The following is a 21,832-nucleotide window of genomic DNA, read 5'->3' as shown; positions in this document are numbered from 1 at the left end:
CTTTGATTAAGCGCGATACTGGTTATCGCATCAACAATTTCGATTCAAGTCGAAACCGCCGGAACCTGTCAACAGCCCTGATATCCGGGTATTTCTCGGTACCGCGTCTTATGACTTAGAGCTTATTGCTTTTGATATATTTGGCTACGCCGGTTTCGGGGGCTTTGGGAGCGGCGTTGGCTTCGAGATTCTTGAGATAGCGGGCAACCCCGGTGCCGGCCGCTTTGCGGGCGGAAGCTTCGAGTTCCTTCAGGTATTTGGCAACCCCGGTTTCTCCGCCCACGGTACCTGTGGACGCGACAGGAGCGGCACTATAACGAACTTCCTGGCCCTTGGGCCGTTTGGTGCTCCAAAATACCAAGCCCGCCAAGGCGAAAACGACCAAGGCAACGGGAAAGTTATCCATCGAGGAACCACCTTCGGTGGTCACCACAGGTTCGGCGGCACTGGCTGGGGTGGAATCGGCTTCGGCTTCCGACGACTTGGACACCGCCGACGACGCGACGACTTGGCTGCGCTTCGCCTGCTTCGCTTGTTCGGCGGCTTCGCGCTCCTTGGCGGCTTGGTCGTGCTTGGAGATCAGATCGGCATCGCGGGTGATGACCTGCGGCTCGAAATCCGCCGCTGGATATTTGGACTCCGCCGAAGCCAAGGGACTGGACAGCAGCAGCGCCGCCGCCAATAAACCCGTCGTCGTATTGCTCATTTTCACGTCTTTCCCCTATCTAATGTCCTGAGAAGTGGGTGCAGCCCCAAGCGAATCAGGGCTGGATGGCCGCTAGTGCCTGTAGTATAAGGGGGCATGCCGCCAAATGGAATAGAGAGTTTCCTGTCGCGACACATTGGCATTCCCAGCGGATGCAACTCCACCTTTCATGGAGAACCCTCTTACACCCGGCCTGCTATCGAGGCATTATAAACGGATGGTTGGCCTTATAGATACCATGAGTTTGAAGCCCGGCCGCAGGCCCGCTTCCCTTTGAATATCGGCAAACTCCGCTGGTATCGGACGATCTTGCCCATCGGTCGCGACCTTTTCCAACGCCGTCCCCGACCGCCTGTTATCCCCCTGGTTGGACCGGACCTGGCGGGGATACGATAAGCTATCCCTCCCGCCGTCCCACTCCCCGCCATGAACGCTAAACCCCCGCACCGCCCCTGTCCGAAAATCCATCGCTGGCTGGCGCTCCCCTTGGGGCTGTTCTTCGCGCTGATCGGGTTGAGCGGCGCTCTCGCCCTTTATGGTCCGGCCTTGGATTTATGGCTGGACCCCCGGCTCTCCATCGAGCGCCCCAAAGCCCCGCCGCTTGCGCTAGACCCTATCCTGGCGGCGGTACGGGCCGCGCACCCCCGGAGGCCCGGAAGCTGGACGCTGGAACTCCCCCGCACCCCGGACGGCATGTTAACCGCCTGGTATGAAAATCCCGAGGAAACCCAAGGCCGGTTCTACGCGCCGTTGATGGTGTCGGTGAATCCTTATACGGCGGAAATCGTCGCCAGCCGTTTCTGGGGCGAGACGGCGGCCACCCGCCTCTCGGACTGGCATACGCAACTCGGCCTGGGCCGCACGGGCTGGAACTGGGTGGGTGGACTGGGACTGGCGCTGGTGCTGACGGTGGTTTCCGGCCTGTGGCTGGGGTTATCGGAGCCGGTCGGAATCAAGCGGATATTCACGCCGGGCGGCGGGAAGCGCCTGGGACGGCTGATCCGGGACGGGCACCGGCTATTCGGGCTCGCCATCGCCCTGCCCTTGCTGGCCCAGGCTTGCACGGGATTCGGCCTAGCCTTCCCGCGGGTACCGGAATCGCTATTGGGAACCTCCGGCATGGGCCACGACGACGACGGCCCCGCCATCCGCAGCACGGCCATGCCCAACGATAGGCCGGTCGGGTTGGACGAGGCGGTGCTATTGGCGCGTGGCCCGTTCCCGCACGCGGAGGTGCGGCGGGTGGCGACGCCCGAGGGGAAAACCGGCACCTACCGCATCTCGCTGCGGCAGCCCTGGGAAGTGAACCAGCGCCATCCGCTCACCACGGTCTGGGTGGACCAGTACAGCGGCCAAATCCGCGAGGTCCGCAATCCCGCCCGGTTCGGCGCGGGGGAAACCGCGATGACTTGGCTGTGGCCGCTGCATACCGGGGAAACCTGGGGCACGGGAGGCCGGTTCCTATGGTTCCTCGCCGGCCTGGCCCCCGCCTTGCTGTTCGCCAGCGGCGTATTGGGCTGGTTGATCCGGCGGGGCCGGGTACGCGATATGCCGGTGGATTTCGGGCCGCTATGGGCAGATATCCGGCATCTCGCGGCCAGGGCGCGTCCCCTGGCTGCATGGCTGCTCAAGCACGGCGGGCAAGGCGCGGCCTGGGTGGTGTCGGCCATCAAAGCCCTGCTGCGGAAATGCGCCTGACCGCCCTCAAACCGGCTGCAAACGGGCGGACAACAGCATCAGTTCCTTAATGCCCACCGTGGCGAAATTCACCTCGACGCTGGTCTTGTCGCCATCGCCTTTGAACTTGAGGATGACGCCCACGCCGAAACTGGCATGGCGCACCCGCTGTCCCACCCTGAACCCGCCGACGCTTGGACCCGCCGGACGGGTGCCCAGGGCGGGCGCGGCGGCTTTGGGCGCGGCGGTCTTGCCCTTCATCCTCACGTCATGGCGATATTCCTGGGGAATCTCCCGCAAGAACCGGGATTGCCGGGGATAGGTCTCCTTGCCATAGAGGCGCCGGGTTTCGGCGTGGGTCAGGAACAACTTGCGCTTGGCGCGGGTGATGCCCACATAGCACAGGCGGCGCTCTTCCTCCAAGCGGGCGACATCCTCGATGGACTGCACGCTGGGGAACAAACCCTCCTCCAAACCCACCACGAATACCAGATCGAACTCCAAGCCCTTGGCGGCATGCAAGGTCATGAGTTGCACGCAATCGTCGTCCGCGTCGCCCCGGTTATCGCCGGCTTCCAAGGCCGCGTGGGCGAGGAATTGGTCCAGCTTGGGCAATTCCGAATCCAGGTGCGGTTCCGTCTCGAACTGGCGGGCGGCGTTGATGAATTCGTCGAGGTTTTCCAAGCGGGCCTCGCCCTGCCCGCCTTTTTCCTTTTCATAATGTTCCCTGAGGCCGGAACCCAGGACGACCCGCTGTACCCGCTCCCACAGCGCCAGTTCGGCGGTGTCGTAGGCCAGTTTTTCGATCAGTTGCAGGAACCCGGCCAGGAGCGCACGGGCGCGGGCGGGCAAGGCCGCCGCGTCGCCGCACAACCGCTCCGCCGCCCGCCACAGCGGCAGGCGCTGGTCGCGGGCCAGATCGCGGATCAAGTCCAGGGTCTTGGTGCCGATGCCGCGGGTCGGCGTATTCACCACCCGCTCGAAGGAAGCATCGTCGTCGCGGTTGGCGACCAAGCGGAGATAGGCCAAGGCGTCCTTGATCTCGGCCCGCTCGAAGAAGCGCAAGCCGCCATAGACCCGGTAGGGCACGCCCAAGGCCACTAGCTTTTCCTCGAATTGGCGGGACTGTGCGTTGGAACGATACAGGATCGCCGCATCGCGGCGGGCATGGCCTTCCGCCGCCCATTGCCGGATGCGTTCCACCACGAAATAGGCTTCATCCTGCTCGTTGAAAGCGGCATAGACCGCAATCGGCTCGCCCTCGGTGCCCTGGGTCCACAGGGTTTTGCCCAAACGGCTTTGGTTATGGGCGATCAAGGCATTGGCGGCCTTGAGGATATGGCCGGTGGAACGGTAGTTCTGCTCCAGCCGCACCAAACGGTGTTGGGGATAATCCTGCTGGAACCGGGCGAGATTCTCGACCTTGGCCCCGCGCCAGCTATAAATCGATTGATCGTCGTCGCCGACCGCGAACAGATTTTCGTGGCGCTCGGTCAGCAGCCTGAGCCAGGCGTATTGGATCTGGTTGGTATCCTGGAACTCATCGACCAGGACGTGCTGGAAACGCTCCTGATAATGCGCCAGCGCCGTGGGCGTATCGCGCAGGAACTCATGGGCGCGTAGCAATAACTCGGCGAAATCCACCAGCCCCGAGCGTTCGCAGACTTCCTCGTAGGCCAGATAGACCCTCAGCATCTGCCGCTCGAACGGGTCCGGGGACACGGGCAGGTGGCGGGCGCGGCGGCCTTCCTCCTTGTGGCCGTTGAGGGTCCACTGGACTTGGCGCGGCGGCCAGCGGGCCTCGTCCAAATCCAGGCTCTTGAGCAAGCGGCGGATCAACCGGTATTGGTCGTCGGAATCGAGAACCTGGAAGGTCTCCGGCAGTTTGGCTTCCCGCGCGTGCCGTCTGAGCAGGCGATGGGCCAAGCCGTGGAACGTGCCCACCCACATGCCGGTGGTCGGGGCGGACAGCATCGCTTCGATGCGGCCACGCATTTCGTTGGCAGCCTTGTTGGTGAAAGTGACCGCCAGCACGCCATGGGGGGAAACTTCCTCCACTTGCATCAGCCAAGCGATGCGATGCACCAGCACGCGGGTCTTGCCACTGCCGGCCCCGGCCAGGACCAACAAGGCCGGACAAGGGGAAGTCACGGCCTCGCGCTGGGCCGGATTCAGGGAATCGATGATCGCTGGAATGTTCATCGCAGCATTTTACCGGAATCGGCTTGCGCCATCCGGCCCGAGCAAGCAAAATCTAGTGTTTCAATCTAGGAGCCCGGCGATGAACTTCGATTTCAAACGCATGACGCAGCGCGAACTGAATATCGGCCTGCAAGAACAGAAAATCCGCTACGGCGTGGGCATCGGCGCTTTGCTGGCATCGGTGTTCATGGCGAACATCCCGCTTTTGGTCGTCGGCGGTGTCCTGGTCGCCACCGCCAAGCTGCGCTGGTGCCCGGTCTATTCCGGGATGAGCAAAAGCACCGTGCAGCCGGGCGAAGAAATGCCCGCCGCCGGTTGCTGCGGCGGACACCACTGAGGCCACCCGCCGTTCCCAGCCACACGGGACACCCGCCACGGCATCCGTTCCCCGACCGGGTGCCGAACCCGCCTCCAACCTGGGAAACCTTTCCCGCCCACCCCGCCGGAATCTATCGCATCCACACCCCGCCCAAACCCCCGGCCGGCCCCGCGACAAACCGACCGGGAATGGGTGGCCCATTCTAAAACCCTAACCCCGTCCGACACCGCCAACCCACTCCGCCCCCGATAGGCCGACGTAACGTTCACCGTTCGATCCAACCCCGTCACACGCCGCCCAGACCCCTGGCGCAATCCCGCGCCCTATCCGCAAGCCATTGAATCCAAAATAATTTCAATCACCACCCCATCCTCAAACAGCCAACACCATCGTAACAACACGGTCATTGAAAATATATTCCATACATCGTCTTGACTTGCCTGCGGTAGGTTTCTATATTCCCGTGCGAGTGGCGAAAAGTGAAGAAAAATGGGGCTGGATGGCGATAAGGGGGTTTTTTGTTTCGTGGCGTCAGTTCCATCCACCTGGACGACAAGGGGCGCTTGGCCGTCCCCACCCGTTACCGGGCCGAATTGGACGAATGCTGCGACAACCAATTAGTCATCACAGTCGGCCTGGATAAGTGCCTGTTGCTCTACCCCCTCCCGGAATTCGAAGACATCGAACGCAAGCTCGTCCAACTCCCCGCCTTGAACCAACAGGCCAAACGATTGCAACGCTTACTGATCGGCCACGCCGCCGAGTGCCAACTGGATAGCCAAGGGCGGTGCTTGATCCCGGAACCTTTGCGTAGGTTCGCCCTGCTCGAAAAGCGCGTCGCCCTGATCGGCCAGGGCAACAAATTCGAGCTATGGGACGAGGACACCTGGAACCGCAGCCGCGACGAATGGATCGAGACGGAACGGCTCGGCGACAACGCGGATTTGCCGCCCGAACTCGGCACCTTGTCCTTGTGAGCGCCATGGATGCGCCGCACAGGCCGGTGATGTTGCGGGAAGCCGTGGCGGGGCTGGCCCCGGAGCGCGGCGGCTACTTCGTCGACGGCACCTTCGGGCGTGGCGGCCATACGACGGCGCTCCTGGCGCGGCTCGGCGACCAAGACCGCCTGCTCGCGTTGGACAAAGACCCGGACGCGCTGGCTTCGTCCGAAGCCCTGGCCTTGCGGGCCGATCCGCGCTTGGAATTGGTCCATGGCAGTTTCGCCCAACTCGCGGCATTCATCGCGGAGCGGGGCCGTCTTGGACAAGTGGCGGGTGTCCTCATGGACCTAGGGGTGTCCTCGCCCCAACTCGACGAGGCCGGGCGGGGCTTCAGCTTCATGCGTGATGGCCCGCTCGATATGCGGATGGACACGGGCCGGGGCATCACCGCCGCCGAATGGCTGGCCGATGTCTCCGAGAACGAACTGATACGGGTGTTGCGGGATTACGGCGAAGAACGCTATGCCCGGCGTATCGCCCAGGCCATCGTGGCGCGGCGTTCCAATCAGCCGCTCTCGACCACGGCGGAACTGGCCGGCCTGATCGCCGCCGCCGCGCCGACCCGTGAAAAGGGCAAACACCCGGCGACCCGGAGCTTCCAAGCCATCAGGATTCATATCAACCATGAACTCGAAGAACTCGAAGCGGGTTTGCGGCAAGCCTTGGAAATCTTGCGACCGGGGGGGCGCATGGCGGTGATTTCATTTCATTCCTTGGAAGACCGGATCGTGAAGCGCTTCATGCGCGACGAATCGCGAAATGGCGGCTCCACGCCGATGCCTTGGCCCGCGCCGGACGAACGCGCCCCGCGGCTGGCCCGGATCGGCAAAGCCATCCTACCCAGCGCCGAGGAAACCGCCGAAAATCCCAGGGCGCGCAGCGCGGTACTACGGATCGCCGAGCGGCTTTCCGCATGAGAACCCTGCTGGTACTGGTCGCCGTCGCCGTGGCCTCCGCCCTGGGCGTGGTGTACACGAAATACCGCTCGCGCATGTTGTTCGCCGAGGTCCAGCGGCTGGAGCAAGCCCTCGACGCCTACGACGAGGAATGGGGCCAATTGCAGTTGGAACAAAACACCTTCGCCGAGCACAGCCGCATCGAGAAAATGGCCCGCGCCCGCCTGGGCATGGTGCTGCCCGCCCGTGAATCGACCCTTTACATCAACCCTTAGACGAGTCGCGCCGACATGCGAATCATCCAACCGAACGTGGTGAAAGAAGACGATTACAGCGGTCGCTGGCGTTTTTTGCTGATGCTGATCCTGTGCGCCATGACCGTCTTGATCGGGCGGGCGGTGTTTTTGCAAGTGCTGGACCGGCAGTTCCTCAAGCAGCAAGGGGATTTGCGCCATGTCGGCATCCTGCCCGTGCCCGCCCACCGGGGCCGCATCATCGACCGCAACGGCGAATTGCTGGCGGTCAGCACCCCGGTGAAATCGATCTGGATCAACCCCAAGGAATTCCTCAAGGCCGAGGTCGCGCACGGGCAATTGAAGGCCCTGGCCGATCTGGTGGGCATGTCGGTCAAGGAGATTAAGCAGCGCGTCGGCCAGGACGACCACCGTGGTTTCGCCTACATCAAGCGGCGCATGAACCCGGAACTGGTCGATCAAGCCATGGCGCTGGGCATCCCCGGCGTTTACGACGAGCGCGAATACCGCCGCTATTACCCGACCGGCGAAGTAACCGCCCATCTGCTGGGTTTCACCGATATCGAAGACAAGGGCCAGGAAGGTATGGAACTCGGCTTCGACGCCTCGTTGCGCGGCACCGATGGCGCGAAACGCATCATCCGCGACGGCAAGCGCCGCATCATCGAAGACCTGGAAAACATCCGCCTGCCGGTGCCGGGGAAGGATTTGACCCTGAGCATCGACGAGCGCCTGCAATATCTGGCCTACCGCGAGCTGAAAAAAGCGGTCATGCAGCACCGCGCCCGCTCGGGCTCCCTGGTCTTGCTGGACAGCCAGACCGGCGAAGTCCTGGCCATGGTCAACCAGCCCTCCTACAACCCCAACAGCCGGGGCAAGCTCAAGGGCAATCCTTCCCGCAACCGGGCCATCACCGATTTGTACGAACCCGGCTCCACCATGAAACCTTTCGCCGTGGCCTGCGCCCTGGAACTCGGCCTGACCCATCCCAATACCGTCTATAGCACGGCGGGCGGACAATTGCGGGTCGGCCACAACATCGTCAAGGATGTCCATAGCTATGGCAGCCTGGACGTGACCGGCATTCTGCAAAAATCCAGCAACGTGGGCGTGACCAAGATCGCACTCAGCGTACCGCCCAAGAAATTCTGGGCCTTTTATAACAATCTGGGCTTCGGCCAGCCTTTAGACAGCGGTTTCCCCGGCGAAGCCCATGGCCGTTTGGCCGATTACCAAGGCTGGAACGCCTTCGAGCAAGCCACCCTGTCCTTCGGTTATGGCGTGTCCACCTCGACCGCGCAACTGGCCCGCGCCTATACCTCCCTGGCCAACGACGGCGTGATCCCCATGGTCAGCCTGCTCAAACGCGACACCCCGCCGGAAGCCCACCGCATCATGTCCGCCAAAACCGCCACCACGGTCCGCACCATGCTGGAAAGCGTGGTCTCCACCGGTGGCACCGCGCAAAAAGCCGCCATCCCCGGCTTCCGGGTCTCGGGCAAGACCGGCACCGTGAAGAAATCCGGTGCCCACGGCTACACCGAATCCTTATATATGTCCTTGTTCACGGGACTGGCCCCGTCCAGCAAGCCGCGTTTGGTGATGGTGGTGATGATCGACGAACCCTCGGCGGGCGAATACTATGGCGGTGCCGTGGCCGCGCCGGTGTTTTCCAGCGTCATGGAAGGCGCGTTGCGCCTGTTGAACATCACCCCCGACGAACCCACCCCCCTGATGGCGGGCCGACAGGACGAACCCGCATGAGTCTGGCCGATGCCCACCCTTTCGACTTACCAAGATTGCTGGCCGGTTTCACCGAAACCGCCCCGCCCGCCATCTCGGTCGGCGGCTTGGGCCACGATAGCCGACACATCCGGGCGGGCGATGGGTTCGTCGCGCTACGCGGCCAGCGCATCCATGGCCTAGCCCACGCCGGTCAGGCGATCCAGAACGGCTGCGCGACCATCCTCTACGAACCCCAGGGCGGCGGCACGGAGTTGGCCGGCGCGATCACGGCGGTTCCTTGTATCCCGGTGGCGGACCTGGCCGGGAACATCGGTCTCATCGCCGACCGCTTCTTCGGCGAACCTTCCCGCGGCTTCGACGCCCTCATCGGCATCACCGGCACCAACGGCAAAACCTCGTGCAGCCATTTCCTGGCCCAAGCCTTGGAAAATAGCGCCGTGCTGGGCACTTTGGGCTGGGGCCGGCCCGGCGCGTTGCAAGCGACCACCCACACCACCCCCGACGCCATCGAAATCCATCGCATCCTTGGCGAACTGCTCGGCTTGGGCTTCCGCTCGGTGGCGATGGAAGCCTCGTCCCACGGCCTGGAACAAGGCCGGCTTAACGGCGTCCGGTTCAAAGGGGCGCTCTATACCAATTTCACCCGCGACCATCTCGATTACCACGGCAGCATGGAGGCCTACCTGGAAGCCAAACTGCGGCTGCTGGATTGGCCCGGCCTCGAATTCGTGGTGTTCAACGCCGACGACGCCAGCGCCGAGGCCATCCTGGCCCGGAAACCCGCCGCCGTGCGGGCCATCGGCTTCACCAAAATGGGCAGCAGCCGGGACTCCGCCGTGCCCCTGCTGGCAATCCGGGAAGTCCGCCACGAAACGGGCGGCGTGTCCTTCACGGCCCATTACGCGGGCAGCAGCGCACAGATCAGCGCCCCGGTGTTCGGCGATTACAACGTCGAGAATCTGGCCGCGACCCTGGCCGTCTTGCTGGCGCTGGGTTGGGAGTTGACGCCCGCCGCAAAAGCCCTAGGCCAAGTCCGCGCCGTACCGGGGCGCATGGAAAGCTTCGCCGGGCACGGTCGCCAAGTCGTGGTCGATTACGCCCATACCCCCGATGCCCTGGCCAGCGTGCTGCACAGCCTGCGCGGCCATTGCGCGGGACGCTTGTGGGTGGTGTTCGGCTGCGGCGGCGACCGCGACCGCGGCAAGCGCCCGCAAATGGGAGCCATCGCCGAGCGGCTGGCCGACCACGTGGTGCTGACCGACGACAATCCCCGCTCCGAAGACGGCGATGCCATCCTCAGCGACATCCTCGCCGGTTGCCGACGCGACGACCTCGTATGCCGCCGCGACCGCCGCGCCGCCATCGCCTACGCCCTGGAGCACGCCACCCCCGAAGATTTGGTCCTGGTCGCGGGCAAGGGCCACGAATCCACCCAGGAAATCCAAGGCCACAAATATCCTTTCAACGACCGGCAGGTCGTCCAAGACATCTTATCCATCCTCCCCTCCTCCTCCACAGCCCGCTCCTTATGATGCGCCTATCCGAACTCCAACCCATCGTTGGCGGCGAATTGCGCGGCGAAGACGCCGTATTCGCGACGGTCAGCATAGACACCCGCAGCCTCAAACCGGGCGACCTCTATGTCGCCATCCGCGGCGCACGTTTCGACGGCAACGACTTCGTAACGGCGGCGATGGACGCGGGCGCGGGCGCGGCCCTGGTCGAGCGCTTCGCGGAACTCCCCATCCCGCAATTGCGCGTCGCCGATGGCCGCATCGCCCTGGGCCGGCTCGGGGCCGCGTGGCGTCGGCGCTGGCAGGGGAAAATCGTCGGCATCACCGGCAGCAACGGCAAGACCACGGTCAAGGAGATGGTGGCGGCGGCGCTGGGCGTCGCCGGTCCCACGCTCAAAACCCAAGGCAACCTCAACAACGATTATGGCGTCCCGCTGACCCTGCTCAAGCTGGCACCGGAACATCGCTATGGCGTCATCGAAATGGGGGCCAACCACGCCGGGGAAATCGCCTATACCAGCCAACTCGTCCAACCGGACGTGATCATCCTCACCAACGCGGGCGCGTCCCATCTGGAAGGCTTCGGCTCGCTGGAAGGCGTGGCCCGCGCCAAGGGCGAGTTGATCGCTGCGCTGTCGGCGCAAGGCGTCGCGGTGCTGAACGCCGACGACCGCTTCTTCGATTTCTGGTGCGGCCTCGCGGACGGACGCCGCGTGCTGGGCTTCGGCCTGTCCGAACGGGCGGCGGTCCGCGCCGATCCCGCTTCCATCCGCATGGGTCTCGGCGAGACCGGGTTCCGCACCACCTTCGACCTCATCCACCAAGGAGAACGCTTTCCCATGGCTTTGGCTTTAGCCGGCCGTCACAACGTGACGAATGCATTGGCCGCGACGGGCGCGGCTTTGGCGCTAGGACTCACCCCCGAACAAATCGCCCAGGGCTTGGCCCGGATGACCCCGGTACCGGGACGCCTGGAACCCGTGGCGGGGCCACGCGGCAGCCTGCTCATCAACGACGCCTATAATGCCAACCCCAGTTCCTTCGGCGCGGCGCTGGCGGTCTTGGTGGACCTGCCGGGCGAGCCTTGGGTCGCTTTGGGCGCTTTGGGCGAACTGGGCACGGATAGCCCGGAACTCCACGCCGGCATCGGCCAGCAAGCCAAGCAGATGGGCGTCAAGCGCCTGTTCGCGGTCGGGCCGAACGCCGAACGGGCGGTCGCGGCCTTCGGCGCGGACGCCACCTATTGCCAGACCCAGGAAGAAATGATCGAACGCCTCGCCACCGAACTGCCCCAGGGCGCGGCGCTGCTGGTCAAGGGTTCGCGCAGCCAGCGCATGGAGCGGATCGTCGCGGCCCTGCGTGTGGGAGACGCCCCATGCTGCTGAAAATCGCCGAACTGCTGGAAAGCCATTTCGACGTTTTCCGGGTATTCCATTACCTGACGTTCCGGGGCATCCTGGGCGTGCTGACGGCCCTGGTGATTTCGTTCATCGTGGGACCGGCCATGATCCGCCAGCTCAGCAAATACAAGATCGGCCAGAGCGTCCGCGACGACGGCCCGCAAAGCCATTTTTCCAAGGCCGGCACCCCGACCATGGGCGGTGCCCTGATCCTGGTCTCCATCGCCATCAGCACCTTGCTCTGGGCCGACCTCGGCAACCGCTATATCTGGGTCATCCTGCTGGTGACGCTGGCTTATGGCGTGATCGGCTTCGTGGACGATTACAAAAAGCTCATCCTCCGCAACAGCAAGGGGTTGGCGGCGCGGGACAAATATTTCTGGCAATCGGTCTGCGGCATGGCCGCCGCGCTGTTCCTCTACAACACCGCCAGCGTGCCCGCCGAAACCCAGTTCATCGTGCCCTTCTTCAAGCAGATCGTCTGGAACATGGGCTGGTTCTATCCGGTGATGGCGTACTTCGTCATCGTCGGCACCAGCAACGCGGTCAACCTCACCGATGGCCTCGACGGCCTCGCCATCATGCCCACCGTGCTGGTCGGCAGCGCCCTGGGGATTTTCGCCTATGCCTCGGGCAACGCGGTGTTCGCCGAATACCTGGGGATTCCCTACATCCCCAAGGCGGGCGAATTGGTGGTGTTCTGCGGTGCCCTGCTAGGCGCGGGGCTCGGGTTCCTGTGGTTCAACGCCTACCCGGCCATGGTGTTCATGGGCGATGTGGGGGCGCTGGCCCTGGGCGCGGCACTGGGAATGCTCGCCATCCTGGTGCGGCAGGAAATCGTGCTGATGATCATGGGCGGCGTGTTCGTGATGGAAACCCTGTCGGTCATGCTACAAGTCGCCTCCTTCAAGCTAACCGGACGGCGCATCTTCCGCATGGCCCCGATCCACCACCATTTCGAGCTGAAAGGCTGGCCCGAGCCACGGGTCATCGTCCGCTTCTGGATCATCACCGTGATCCTGGTCTTGTTCGGCCTCGCCACCTTGAAACTCAGGTAGTCAGGCCATGGACCACCCCACCCACCCTTTGCAGCGTTTGGGATTGGACCGGGACAGTTCGCGGGTTCTGGTCGTGGGCCTGGGCAAGACCGGCTATTCGATAGCCCAGTGCCTGGCCCGGCACGGTATTCCGTTCGCCGTGGCCGATACCCGCGAAAAACCGCCGCTCCTGGCCGAATTCCAGGACAATATGCCGGATGTCGGCCTGTTCCTGGGCGGGTTCCAGACCGAAGCCTTCCAGGCCGCGACCCACCTTGTCGTCAGTCCCGGCCTGCCTTTGGACGAACCAGCCATCGCCGTCGCCATCCGCCGGGGCATCCCGGTGTTCGGCGACTTGGACCTGTTCGCCTGCTTGGCACAGGCGCCGGTGGTCGCCATCACCGGGTCCAATGGCAAAAGCACCGTCACCACCCTGATCGGGCTGATGGCCGAGACCGATGGCAAACAGGTCCGGGTCGGCGGCAACCTGGGAACGCCGATGCTGGACCTCCTGGACGACGCAGCCGAGTTGTACATCTTGGAACTGTCCAGCTTCCAGTTGGAGCGCTCGGACCTGTTGGAGCCGGTCGCCGCCACCGTGCTGAATATCAGCCCCGATCACATGGACCGCTATCCCGATCTCCGGGCCTATGCCGCCGCCAAACAGCGCATCTTCAAGGGCGAGGGCTTGTGCGTCCTGAACCGGGACGATCCCAGGGTGGAAGCCATGGCCGACCCCGCCCGGCGTTGCGCCTGGTTCGGTTTGGGCGCAACGGCGGTGGATTACAGCCTCCAGCCTATCGAGGGCGAGGAATGGCTGGTCAGTCACGGCCAGCCCTTGATGAAAGCCAAGGAAGTCCGTATCCAAGGCCGTCACAATCTCGCCAACGCCCTGGCGGCGGTGGCCCTGGCCGAGGCCGTGGGCGTGTCCCGCGCGGCGATGATCGCGGAACTCCAGCGCTTCCCCGGCCTCGACCACCGGATGCAATGGGTGGCGGAAATCGACGGCGTGGCCTGGATCAACGATTCCAAAGCCACCAATGTCGGTGCCTGCATGGCGGCCTTGGCGGGGCTGGACCGCAAAGCCATCCTGATCGCGGGCGGCGATGGCAAGGGTGCGGATTTCAACCCACTGCGGCCCGTGGTGGCGGACAAAGTCCGCGCCGCCGTGCTGATGGGCCAGGACGCGCCCCGGCTCGAAGCCGCCCTGCATGATGTGATCCCCTTGGCGCGGGTCGGCAATATGCGCGAAGCGGTCAAGGCCGCGCAAGGCTTGGCCCGGCCCGGCGATACCGTCCTGCTGGCCCCGGCCTGCGCCAGCTTGGACCAGTACAAGGATTATCAAGAACGCGGGCGGATGTTCGCCGAAGCGGTGCGAGGTTTGCTGCCATGAAAACACGGGTCGCGGTGCGTAGCCAAGGCATGGTCTTGCAATGGGGCGATAAGCGCTTCTATCTGGATACCTTGTTGCTGCTGGCGTCTTTGGGCTTGCTGCTGTTCGGCTATGTCATGGTGGCTTCGGCTTCCCTGCACCTCGGCGACAAGATGTCCCAGGACAGCTTTTATTTTCCGCGCCATCAGCTTTTGCATATCGGGATGGGACTCGCGACCGGCCTGATCGCCGCCTCCGTCAAGCTGGAGACTTGGAAGAACAACTCCATGCTCCTGTATTTGTTCGGGTTGGTGTTGTTGGTCCTGGTATTGATTCCCGGCATCGGCAAGATGGTGAACGGCAGTTACCGCTGGATCAGCCTGCTCGGAATCCGCATCCAGGTCTCGGAAGTGTTCAAGCTGATCGCCGCCATCTATGTGGCGAGTTTCATCGACCGCCATCTGCCCCTGGTACGCAATTCCATCCAGGGCATGATCCGCCCGCTGGGGCTGCTTTCGGTCGCCGCCCTGCTGCTGCTGAAAGAACCCGATTTCGGGGCTACCGCCGTGGTGATGGCGACGGCCTTGGGGATGTTGTTCCTGGCCGGGGCCAAGCTCTGGCAATTCGGCCTTTTGATCGGCACCGTGGTCGGCGCGGGCGTCCTGCTCATCATGACCGCCGCCTACCGCTTGAAACGGGTGATGAGCTTTGTCGATCCCTGGGACGATCCTTTGAACAGCGATTTCCAATTAACCCAGGCGCTCATCGCCTTTGGCCGCGGTGAATGGAACGGCGTGGGCCTGGGTTCCAGCATCCAGAAGATGTTCTATTTGCCCGAAGCTCATACCGACTTCCTGTTCTCGGTGATCGGCGAGGAACTGGGCTTGGTCGGCACCACGGCGGTGATCTTCCTATTCATGGTGATCGTGTGGCGGGCTTTCGTCATCGGCCAGTTGGCGGAACGGGCAGGCATCCGCTTCGCGGCGTTCCTGGCCTATGGCATCGGCATCTGGTTCGGGCTGCAAGCCTTCATCAACATGGGCGTGAACATGGGACTTTTGCCCACCAAGGGCTTGACCCTGCCCCTGATGAGCTATGGCGGCGGCAGCATGATGGTGATGTGTTCGGCGCTGGCGATCCTGTTCAGGATACGCAGCGAGGCCATCGAAACTTGGTCCGGTACCCCCAAGGTCAGGTCCACATGGGCACGCGCATAATGATCCTGGCCGGCGGGACCGGCGGACATGTCTATCCGGCGCTGGCGGTGGCCCGCGAGCTGTTGGACGCGGGCCACGACGTGGTGTGGATGGGCACGCGCACCGGACTCGAAGCCCGCGTGGTGCCTGCCGCCGGGATTCCGATGGAATGGCTATCGGTCTCGGGCCTCCGGGGCAAGGGCTGGCGCGGCAAGCTGACCGCGCCGTTCATGTTGCTGCGGGCGTTCCGGCAGGCGCTGGGCATCCTGCGCCGGGTCAAACCGGATGCGGTGCTGGGCATGGGCGGTTTCGTGTCGGGACCGGGCGGATTGTTGGCACGGATGCTGGGCATTCCCTTGGTCTTGCACGAACAAAACCGCATCCCCGGCACCACCAACCGTTGGCTGGCCCGCCGGGCCAGCGTGGTGCTGGAAGCCTTCCCGGACAGCTTCCCCGCCAAGATCAGGGCGCGTTGCGTCGGCAATCCCTTGCGCCGGGAAATCGTGGCGGGCGGGGCAACGCCGCCGCGTGAGGCTGCGGCAGCCCTCCGCATCTTGATCGTGGGCGGCAGCCTGGGCGCGAAAGCCCTGAATGAAGCCGTGCCGGAAGCCTTGGCCCAAATTGGCCTGCCCGTCGCAATCCACCATCAAACCGGCGCGGCGCTGCGCGAGGCAACCCAAGCCCTGTATGCCCGCCATGGACTCCCGGCCCAGGTCGATGCCTTCGTCGAAGATATGGCCGCGGCCTATGTCTGGGCCGACCTCGCCATTTGCCGGGCAGGCGCGATGACGGTGAGCGAACTCGCGGCGACCGGGGTACCGGCGATCCTGGTGCCCTATCCCCACGCCATCGACGATCATCAAACCCAGAATGCCCGCTATCTGGCCGACGCCGGAGCCGCCGTCCTATTGCCGCAAACCGAATTGAACCCGGAGCGGCTCGCCGCCGAACTCAAGGCGCTGCTCGACGACCCGGCCCGCTTGGCCACCATGAAAACCCAAGCCATCGCGCTGGCCCGGCCCGAAGCCGCCCGCGTGGTCGCCGCGATTTGCCTCGAAGCCACCCATCACACTCCCCAACCCTGCGCCACGACCCGATGAAACTGACCGAACAAATCGCGGGACAATACGGCATGAGCCGCCTGCGCCGCATCCACTTCGTAGGCATCGGCGGCACCGGCATGAGCGGTATCGCCGAAGTCCTGCTCAACCTGGGCTACGCAGTCTCCGGCTCCGACCTGGGCGAGAACGCCAGCACCCGCCGCCTCGCCAGCCTGGGAGCCAAGGTTTATCAGGGCCACGCGGCCGGACAGGTCAGCGACGCCGAGGTCGTGGTGGTGTCCAGCGCCGTCAACCGCGCCAATGTCGAGGTCGATGCCGCCTGCCGCCAGAAAATCCCGGTCATCTCCCGTGCCGAGATGCTGGCCGAGCTGATGCGCTTCCGCTATGGCATCGCCGTGGCCGGCACCCATGGCAAGACCACCACCACCAGCCTCACCGCCAGCGTGCTGGCCGAAGCCGGGCTCGACCCCACCTTCGTGATCGGCGGCAGGCTCAACAGCGCAGGCACCAACGCCCAGTTGGGCCAGGGTTCCTACCTCGTGGCCGAGGCCGACGAAAGCGACGCCTCCTTCCTGTATCTGCAACCCATGATCGCCGTGGTCACCAACATCGACCGCGACCACATGGAAACCTATGGCGGCGACTTCGGACGCCTGAAAGACACCTTCATCGAATTCTTGCACCATGTGCCGTTCTACGGGCTGGCCGTGCTGTGCATCGACGACCCTGGCGTCCGCGAAATCCTGCCCCTCATCAGCAAGCCGATGAAAACCTACGGCTTCGGCCCCGAGGCCGATGTCCGCGCCGTCGAGGTGCGGCAAGAGGGCTTGCGGAGCCGCTTCACCGTGCTGCGGGCCGGGCACGAAGGTTCGTTCGAGGTCACGGTCAACCTGCCGGGCCGCCATAACGTGCTGAATTCCCTGGCCGTGATCGCCGTCGCCAGCGAACTCGGCATCGACGAAGCCACCATCCAACGGGCCTTGAGCAGCTTCAAGGGCATCGGCCGCCGCTTCCAGATCAACGCCGAACTCCCCATGGGCGCGGGTTCGGTGGTGTTCGTGGACGATTACGGCCACCATCCCAGGGAAATCGCCGCCACCCTGGATTCGGCCCGCCAAGCCTTCCCCGAGCGGCGCTTGGTGCTGGTGTTCCAACCCCATCGCTATACCCGCACCCGCGACCTGTTCGAGGATTTCGTGCAAATCCTGTCGCAAACCGATGTGCTGGTCCTGCTCGATGTCTACCCGGCGGGCGAAAAACCCATCCTGGGCGCGGACGGACGCTCGTTGTCCCGCGCCATCCGGGTGCGCGGCCAGATCGATCCGGTGTTCGTGGAAAAGGTCGGCGAACTCGCCGATATCCTGCCGGGCATCGTCGAGGCCGGCGATTTGGTGCTGACCCTGGGCGCGGGCAATGTCGGCCAAGTCGCCTTGGAACTGCCCCAGCAATTCGCCGCCCTCAGCAGCGGGTCCGCATCATGAGCGCCGCTCGCGAAGCCATCCGCCAGCCTTCAGCCCTGCGCGGCGAACTGCGCCTGCACGAACCCATGGCCGAACACACCTCATGGCGGGTGGGCGGTCCGGCGGAACGGTTCTATTTACCCGCCGACCTGGATGATTTAGTAATGTTCCTAGGCCAACTCCCCCCGGATGAACCGTTATTCTGGGTCGGTCTGGGCAGCAATCTCCTGGTGCGGGATGGCGGCATCCGGGGCACGGTGATCTGCACCCGCAACCGCCTGAAAAACCTCCGGGCGCTGGCGGAGGACCGGATTTATGTCGAGGCGGGCGTGCCTTGCGGCCATGTGGCGAAATTCTGCGCGGAGCGGCAATTGGACGGCGCGGAATTCCTGGCCGGGATTCCCGGCACCCTGGGCGGGGCCTTGGCGATGAACGCCGGGGCGTTCGGCGGCGAAACCTGGCCCTGGGTCGAACGGGTGGTCACGCTGGACCGCCACGGCACCCTGCGCCGCCGTACGCCTACGGATTACACCGTCGGCTATCGCAGCGTGCGCGGCCCCGCAGGCGAATGGTTCGTTGCCGCCGAACTCAAGCTGGTCCGCAACGAAGACTCGGCGGGCCGCGACAAGATCAAAGCCCTGCTGGCGCGGCGCAACGAAACCCAACCGACGAACCTCCCGAGTTGCGGTTCGGTGTTCAGGAACCCGGAAGGCGACTTCGCGGCGCGGTTGATCGAAGCCGTGGGGCTCAAGGGTTTCAGGATCGGCGGGGCATGCGTCTCCGAAAAGCACGCCAATTTCATCATCAACACCGGCGCGGCGACGGCGGCGGATATCGAAGCGCTGGTCCTGCATGTACGGGACACCGTGCGGCAACAACAAGGCCGGGAGCTGATTCCCGAAGTCAAAATCGTCGGCGTGGCACCGGCCAGCGGAGCAATCGAATGAGCAAGCGAGTGGACAATCCCCAGGCGTTCGGACGGGTCGCGGTCCTGATGGGCGGCGCGGCGGCGGAACGAGAAATCTCCCTGAAAAGCGGCAAAGCGGTGTTGCAGGCTTTGTTGAACCGGGGCGTCGATGCCGTGGGGCTGGATGTCGGGGCGCGGCCCTTGGCACCCTTGCTGGGCGCGGATTTCGACCGCGTGTTCAACATCATCCATGGCCGGGGCGGCGAGGATGGCGTGCTGCAAGGTGCCTTGGAAGCCTTGGGGCTGCCCTATACCGGCAGCGGCGTGTTGGCTTCGGCCCTGGCCATGGACAAGCTCAGGACCAAATTGTGCTGGATCGGCGCGGGACTGCCGACCCCGCGTTGGATGCTGTTGCGCTCGGAAGCGGACTTAACCATTTGCGCGGAAACATTGAATTTCCCGGTTATCGTAAAACCCGCCGAGGAAGGTTCCAGTATCGGTATGAGCCGGGCCGAAAATTCTGCGGAATTATTAGAAGCATGGCGCCGCGCTTCGCAATATAATTGCGCGGTTTTCGCCGAGACTTGGGTGACCGGGGCCGAATATACCGCCGCCGTCCTGGACGGCGAGCCGCTGCCCCTGATCCGGTTGGAAACACCTAATACTTTCTACGATTTCGATGCCAAATACCGCGCCGCCACCACGCGCTACCATTGCCCCTGTGGCCTACTCCCGGAAACCGAATCCAAGCTACGTGAGCTGGCCGTACGGGCTTGCGCGACCGTGGGCGTGACGGGCTGGGGCCGGGTGGACTTGCTGGTCGATGGCGTGGGCGAACCCTGGTTGATCGAAGTCAATACCGTGCCCGGCATGACCGACCATAGCTTGGTGCCGATGGCGGCGCGGACGGCGGGCCTCGATTTCGACGCCCTGGTCTGGCGTATTTTGGAAACCAGTTTCGATCCGCGGCGCTAAACCCGGATGCCCAGGTATACCCGGCCACGGGCGCGGCCCCAACCACGGCGCTTTCCCGTACTCCGGTTGTTGGTCGCGTTGGGGAGTATGACCGCACTGGTGCTGGTCGCCGCCAAACTGAGCCAAAACCGGCTGGAAACTTATCTACCCATGAAGTATGTCCGGGTGGAAGGCTCGATTTGGAACCTGGATATGGACGCCTTCGAGCAAACCCTGGCTCCCTATACCCATAGCGGGTATTTCTCGACCGATATGGAACGGATCGAAACGGAGGCCAAAACCTTCGCCTGGGTGGATAGGGTACGGGTGGAGCGGCTGTGGCCTGATACTTTGGTGGTGCGGATCGAAGAGCAAAAACCCATCGCCCGCTGGGATGGGGACAGCCTCCTCAACGACCGGGGCGAGCGCTTCACCCCGCCGAGCGTGGCGGATTACCAACATCTACCACGGCTATCCGGCCCGGAAGGCCAGGAAAAACTGGTACTAGGCACTTTGCGGGCGCTCAACGCCAAGCTGGAACGGCGGAACCTACGCATCGTCACCCTGAGCCTGAGCAAACGCCGGGCCTGGGTAGCGCGACTGGAGAACAGCGTGGAAATCGTGTTCGGCCATCAAGACCCCTTGGCGGCCTTGGAACGCACCCTATCCCTGCTGCCGCGTTTGGGGGAAGATCGTATCGCGGCCATCCAGAAATTGGATTTACGTTATCCCAACGGTTTCTCGGTCATCTGGAAACCCTTGGAACCAGAACCACCGCCCACCGGCAATCCCCCCGGCGGAGCGCTGGAACAAGCCCCACGGATACCTGAAGCAACCCTCGAACCGAAGTTTCGACTGACCCAAACGGATAAAACAACGATTCAATGGCTAGAAAATCGGATCGCAACCTGATTGTGGGCTTGGATATCGGCACCTCGAAGGTCGCCTGCATCGTCGGCGAAATCGGCGAGGACGGCGATATCGAAGTGATCGGCATCGGCAGCCATCCTTCCCGCGGCCTCAAGAAAGGCGTGGTGGTGAACCTGGAAACCACCGTGCAGTCGATCCAACGGGCGGTCGAGGAAGCCGAGTTGATGGCGGGTTGCCGGATCCACTCGGTTTACGCCGGCATCGCGGGTAGCCATATCAGCAGCATGAATTCGCATGGTATTGTCGCCATCAAGGACAAGGAAGTGGTGCAAAGCGACGTGGACCGGGTGATCGATTCCGCCCGCGCCGTCGCCATCCCCGCCGACCAGAAAATTTTGCACATCCTGCCCCAGGAATTCGTCATCGACCGGCAGGAAGGCATCAAGGAACCCATCGGCATGTCGGGCATCCGCCTGGAAGCGCGGGTGCATATCGTGACCGGCGCGGTCAGCGCGGCGCAGAACATCGTCAAATGCATCCGCCGCTGCGGCCTGGAAGTCGAGGATATCATCCTGGAACAGTTGGCCTCCTGCGCGGCGGTGCTGACCGAGGACGAGAAGGATTTGGGCGTCTGCCTGGTCGATATCGGCGGCGGCACCACCGACATGGCGGTGTTCACCCACGGCGCGATCCGGCATACGGCGGTCATCCCCATCGCGGGCGACCAAGTGACCAACGATATTGCAGTGGCGCTCAGGACGCCGACCCAGTTCGCCGAGGACATCAAGATCAAGCAGGCCTGCGCCCTGACCCAACTCGCCAAGCTGGAGGACACCATCGAGGTACCCAGCATCGGTGACCGGCCCGTGCGGCAGATTTCCCGGCTGAACTTGGCGGAGATCGTGGAGCCGCGCTACGAGGAACTGCTGTTGTTGGTGCAAGCGGAGTTGCGCCGCAGCGGCTTCGAGGACTTGATCGCCGCCGGGATCGTCCTGAGCGGCGGCAGTTCCAAGGTGGAGGGCTTGGTGGAACTCGCGGAGGAAATCTTCCATATGCCCGTTCGTCTCGGCATTCCGCAATACGTGACCGGACTCAACGAAGTGGTACGCAATCCGATCTACGCCACCGGCGTCGGTCTGTTGCTATTCGGCAAGCAACAACACGTCCAGAGCGAACCGCACATCGCCGTGGGCACCGGCTTCAAAGGATTGTGGGCACGGATGAAACAATGGTTTACGGGCAATTTTTGATTACAGACAG

19 protein-coding genes are annotated in these 21,832 nt (G+C 63.8%); 17 read left to right on the top strand and 2 right to left on the bottom strand.

Translation table 11 applies throughout. The annotated features are described in order from the left end of the window. Positions 1-115: 115 nt before the first annotated feature. Positions 116-706, bottom strand: coding sequence for a hypothetical protein (locus tag B9N93_RS02735; protein WP_085210663.1), 591 nt, complete (start codon positions 704-706; stop codon positions 116-118). 426 nt (positions 707-1,132) lie between these two features. Here B9N93_RS02735 and B9N93_RS02730 point away from each other — a divergent pair, with 426 nt between their 5' ends. Then, the gene (locus B9N93_RS02730; protein WP_085210662.1) at positions 1,133-2,404 is read left to right on the top strand and encodes a PepSY-associated TM helix domain-containing protein; all 1,272 of its coding nucleotides are present in this window, start codon (positions 1,133-1,135) and stop codon (positions 2,402-2,404) included. A 6-nt stretch (positions 2,405-2,410) separates the two neighbouring features. Here the strand turns inward: B9N93_RS02730 and uvrD are convergent, their stop codons facing one another. After that, complete coding sequence (gene uvrD / locus B9N93_RS02725; protein WP_085210660.1) at positions 2,411-4,585, bottom strand: DNA helicase II; 2,175 nt, start codon at positions 4,583-4,585, stop codon at positions 2,411-2,413. A gap of 79 nt (positions 4,586-4,664) precedes the next feature. Between uvrD and B9N93_RS02720 the strand changes: the two genes are divergently transcribed. The 16 genes from B9N93_RS02720 to ftsA all read left to right on the top strand — a co-directional run bounded on the left by B9N93_RS02720 (position 4,665) and on the right by ftsA (position 21,822). After that, entirely contained in the window at positions 4,665-4,922 is a 258-nt protein-coding gene (locus B9N93_RS02720) for a YgaP family membrane protein (protein WP_085210659.1), read from the top strand. A gap of 500 nt (positions 4,923-5,422) precedes the next feature. Further along, entirely contained in the window at positions 5,423-5,881 is a 459-nt protein-coding gene (gene mraZ, locus B9N93_RS02715; protein ID WP_085210657.1) for a division/cell wall cluster transcriptional repressor MraZ, read from the top strand. 5 nt (positions 5,882-5,886) lie between these two features. Then, positions 5,887-6,822 carry a 16S rRNA (cytosine(1402)-N(4))-methyltransferase RsmH gene (gene rsmH, locus B9N93_RS02710; protein ID WP_085216145.1) on the top strand — a complete coding sequence of 312 codons (936 nt, stop codon included), beginning with the start codon at positions 5,887-5,889 and terminating at the stop codon, positions 6,820-6,822. Continuing rightward, positions 6,819-7,076 carry a cell division protein FtsL gene (gene ftsL, locus B9N93_RS02705; RefSeq protein ID WP_085210656.1) on the top strand — a complete coding sequence of 86 codons (258 nt, stop codon included), beginning with the start codon at positions 6,819-6,821 and terminating at the stop codon, positions 7,074-7,076. Before rsmH ends, ftsL begins: the two co-directional genes overlap by 4 nt. A gap of 15 nt (positions 7,077-7,091) precedes the next feature. Next, entirely contained in the window at positions 7,092-8,819 is a 1,728-nt protein-coding gene (locus B9N93_RS02700) for a peptidoglycan D,D-transpeptidase FtsI family protein (protein ID WP_085210654.1), read from the top strand. Beyond that, the gene (locus B9N93_RS02695; protein WP_085210652.1) at positions 8,816-10,333 is read left to right on the top strand and encodes a UDP-N-acetylmuramoyl-L-alanyl-D-glutamate--2,6-diaminopimelate ligase; all 1,518 of its coding nucleotides are present in this window, start codon (positions 8,816-8,818) and stop codon (positions 10,331-10,333) included. The genes B9N93_RS02700 and B9N93_RS02695 overlap by 4 nt, the downstream gene beginning before the upstream one ends. Next, complete coding sequence (locus tag B9N93_RS02690) at positions 10,330-11,700, top strand: UDP-N-acetylmuramoyl-tripeptide--D-alanyl-D-alanine ligase (protein ID WP_368655803.1); 1,371 nt, start codon at positions 10,330-10,332, stop codon at positions 11,698-11,700. Before B9N93_RS02695 ends, B9N93_RS02690 begins: the two co-directional genes overlap by 4 nt. Beyond that, positions 11,691-12,773, top strand: a complete 1,083-nt coding sequence (gene mraY, locus B9N93_RS02685) for a phospho-N-acetylmuramoyl-pentapeptide-transferase (RefSeq protein WP_085210649.1) — start codon at positions 11,691-11,693, stop codon at positions 12,771-12,773. The genes B9N93_RS02690 and mraY overlap by 10 nt, the downstream gene beginning before the upstream one ends. Positions 12,774-12,780: 7 nt before the next feature. Further along, on the top strand, positions 12,781-14,145 hold the full coding sequence (gene murD / locus B9N93_RS02680) for a UDP-N-acetylmuramoyl-L-alanine--D-glutamate ligase (RefSeq protein WP_085210648.1): 1,365 nt from the start codon (positions 12,781-12,783) through the stop codon (positions 14,143-14,145). Continuing rightward, entirely contained in the window at positions 14,142-15,341 is a 1,200-nt protein-coding gene (gene ftsW, locus B9N93_RS02675; protein ID WP_085210646.1) for a putative lipid II flippase FtsW, read from the top strand. Before murD ends, ftsW begins: the two co-directional genes overlap by 4 nt. Next, positions 15,326-16,420, top strand: coding sequence for an undecaprenyldiphospho-muramoylpentapeptide beta-N-acetylglucosaminyltransferase (gene murG, locus B9N93_RS02670; RefSeq protein WP_085210645.1), 1,095 nt, complete (start codon positions 15,326-15,328; stop codon positions 16,418-16,420). Before ftsW ends, murG begins: the two co-directional genes overlap by 16 nt. Further along, the gene (gene murC, locus B9N93_RS02665) at positions 16,417-17,862 is read left to right on the top strand and encodes a UDP-N-acetylmuramate--L-alanine ligase (protein WP_085210643.1); all 1,446 of its coding nucleotides are present in this window, start codon (positions 16,417-16,419) and stop codon (positions 17,860-17,862) included. Before murG ends, murC begins: the two co-directional genes overlap by 4 nt. Further along, positions 17,859-18,788 (top strand): UDP-N-acetylmuramate dehydrogenase, encoded by a 930-nt coding sequence (gene murB, locus B9N93_RS02660; RefSeq protein ID WP_085210642.1) that lies wholly within the window; start codon positions 17,859-17,861, stop codon positions 18,786-18,788. Before murC ends, murB begins: the two co-directional genes overlap by 4 nt. Further along, a complete protein-coding gene (locus B9N93_RS02655; RefSeq protein WP_085210640.1) occupies positions 18,785-19,723 on the top strand; it encodes a D-alanine--D-alanine ligase in 939 nt (312 codons plus the stop codon). The genes murB and B9N93_RS02655 overlap by 4 nt, the downstream gene beginning before the upstream one ends. An 87-nt stretch (positions 19,724-19,810) precedes the next feature. Then, positions 19,811-20,614, top strand: coding sequence for a cell division protein FtsQ/DivIB (locus B9N93_RS02650; RefSeq protein WP_176225101.1), 804 nt, complete (start codon positions 19,811-19,813; stop codon positions 20,612-20,614). Then, positions 20,587-21,822 carry a cell division protein FtsA gene (ftsA, locus tag B9N93_RS02645; RefSeq protein ID WP_085210637.1) on the top strand — a complete coding sequence of 412 codons (1,236 nt, stop codon included), beginning with the start codon at positions 20,587-20,589 and terminating at the stop codon, positions 21,820-21,822. The genes B9N93_RS02650 and ftsA overlap by 28 nt, the downstream gene beginning before the upstream one ends. Positions 21,823-21,832: the final 10 nt, after the last annotated feature.

The sequence above is a fragment of the Methylomagnum ishizawai genome (assembly GCF_900155475.1).
Lineage (GTDB): Bacteria > Pseudomonadota > Gammaproteobacteria > Methylococcales > Methylococcaceae > Methylomagnum > Methylomagnum ishizawai_A.
The sequence above is the reverse complement of the archived record's forward strand: the minus strand, read 5'-3'. Positions and strand labels throughout refer to the sequence as shown.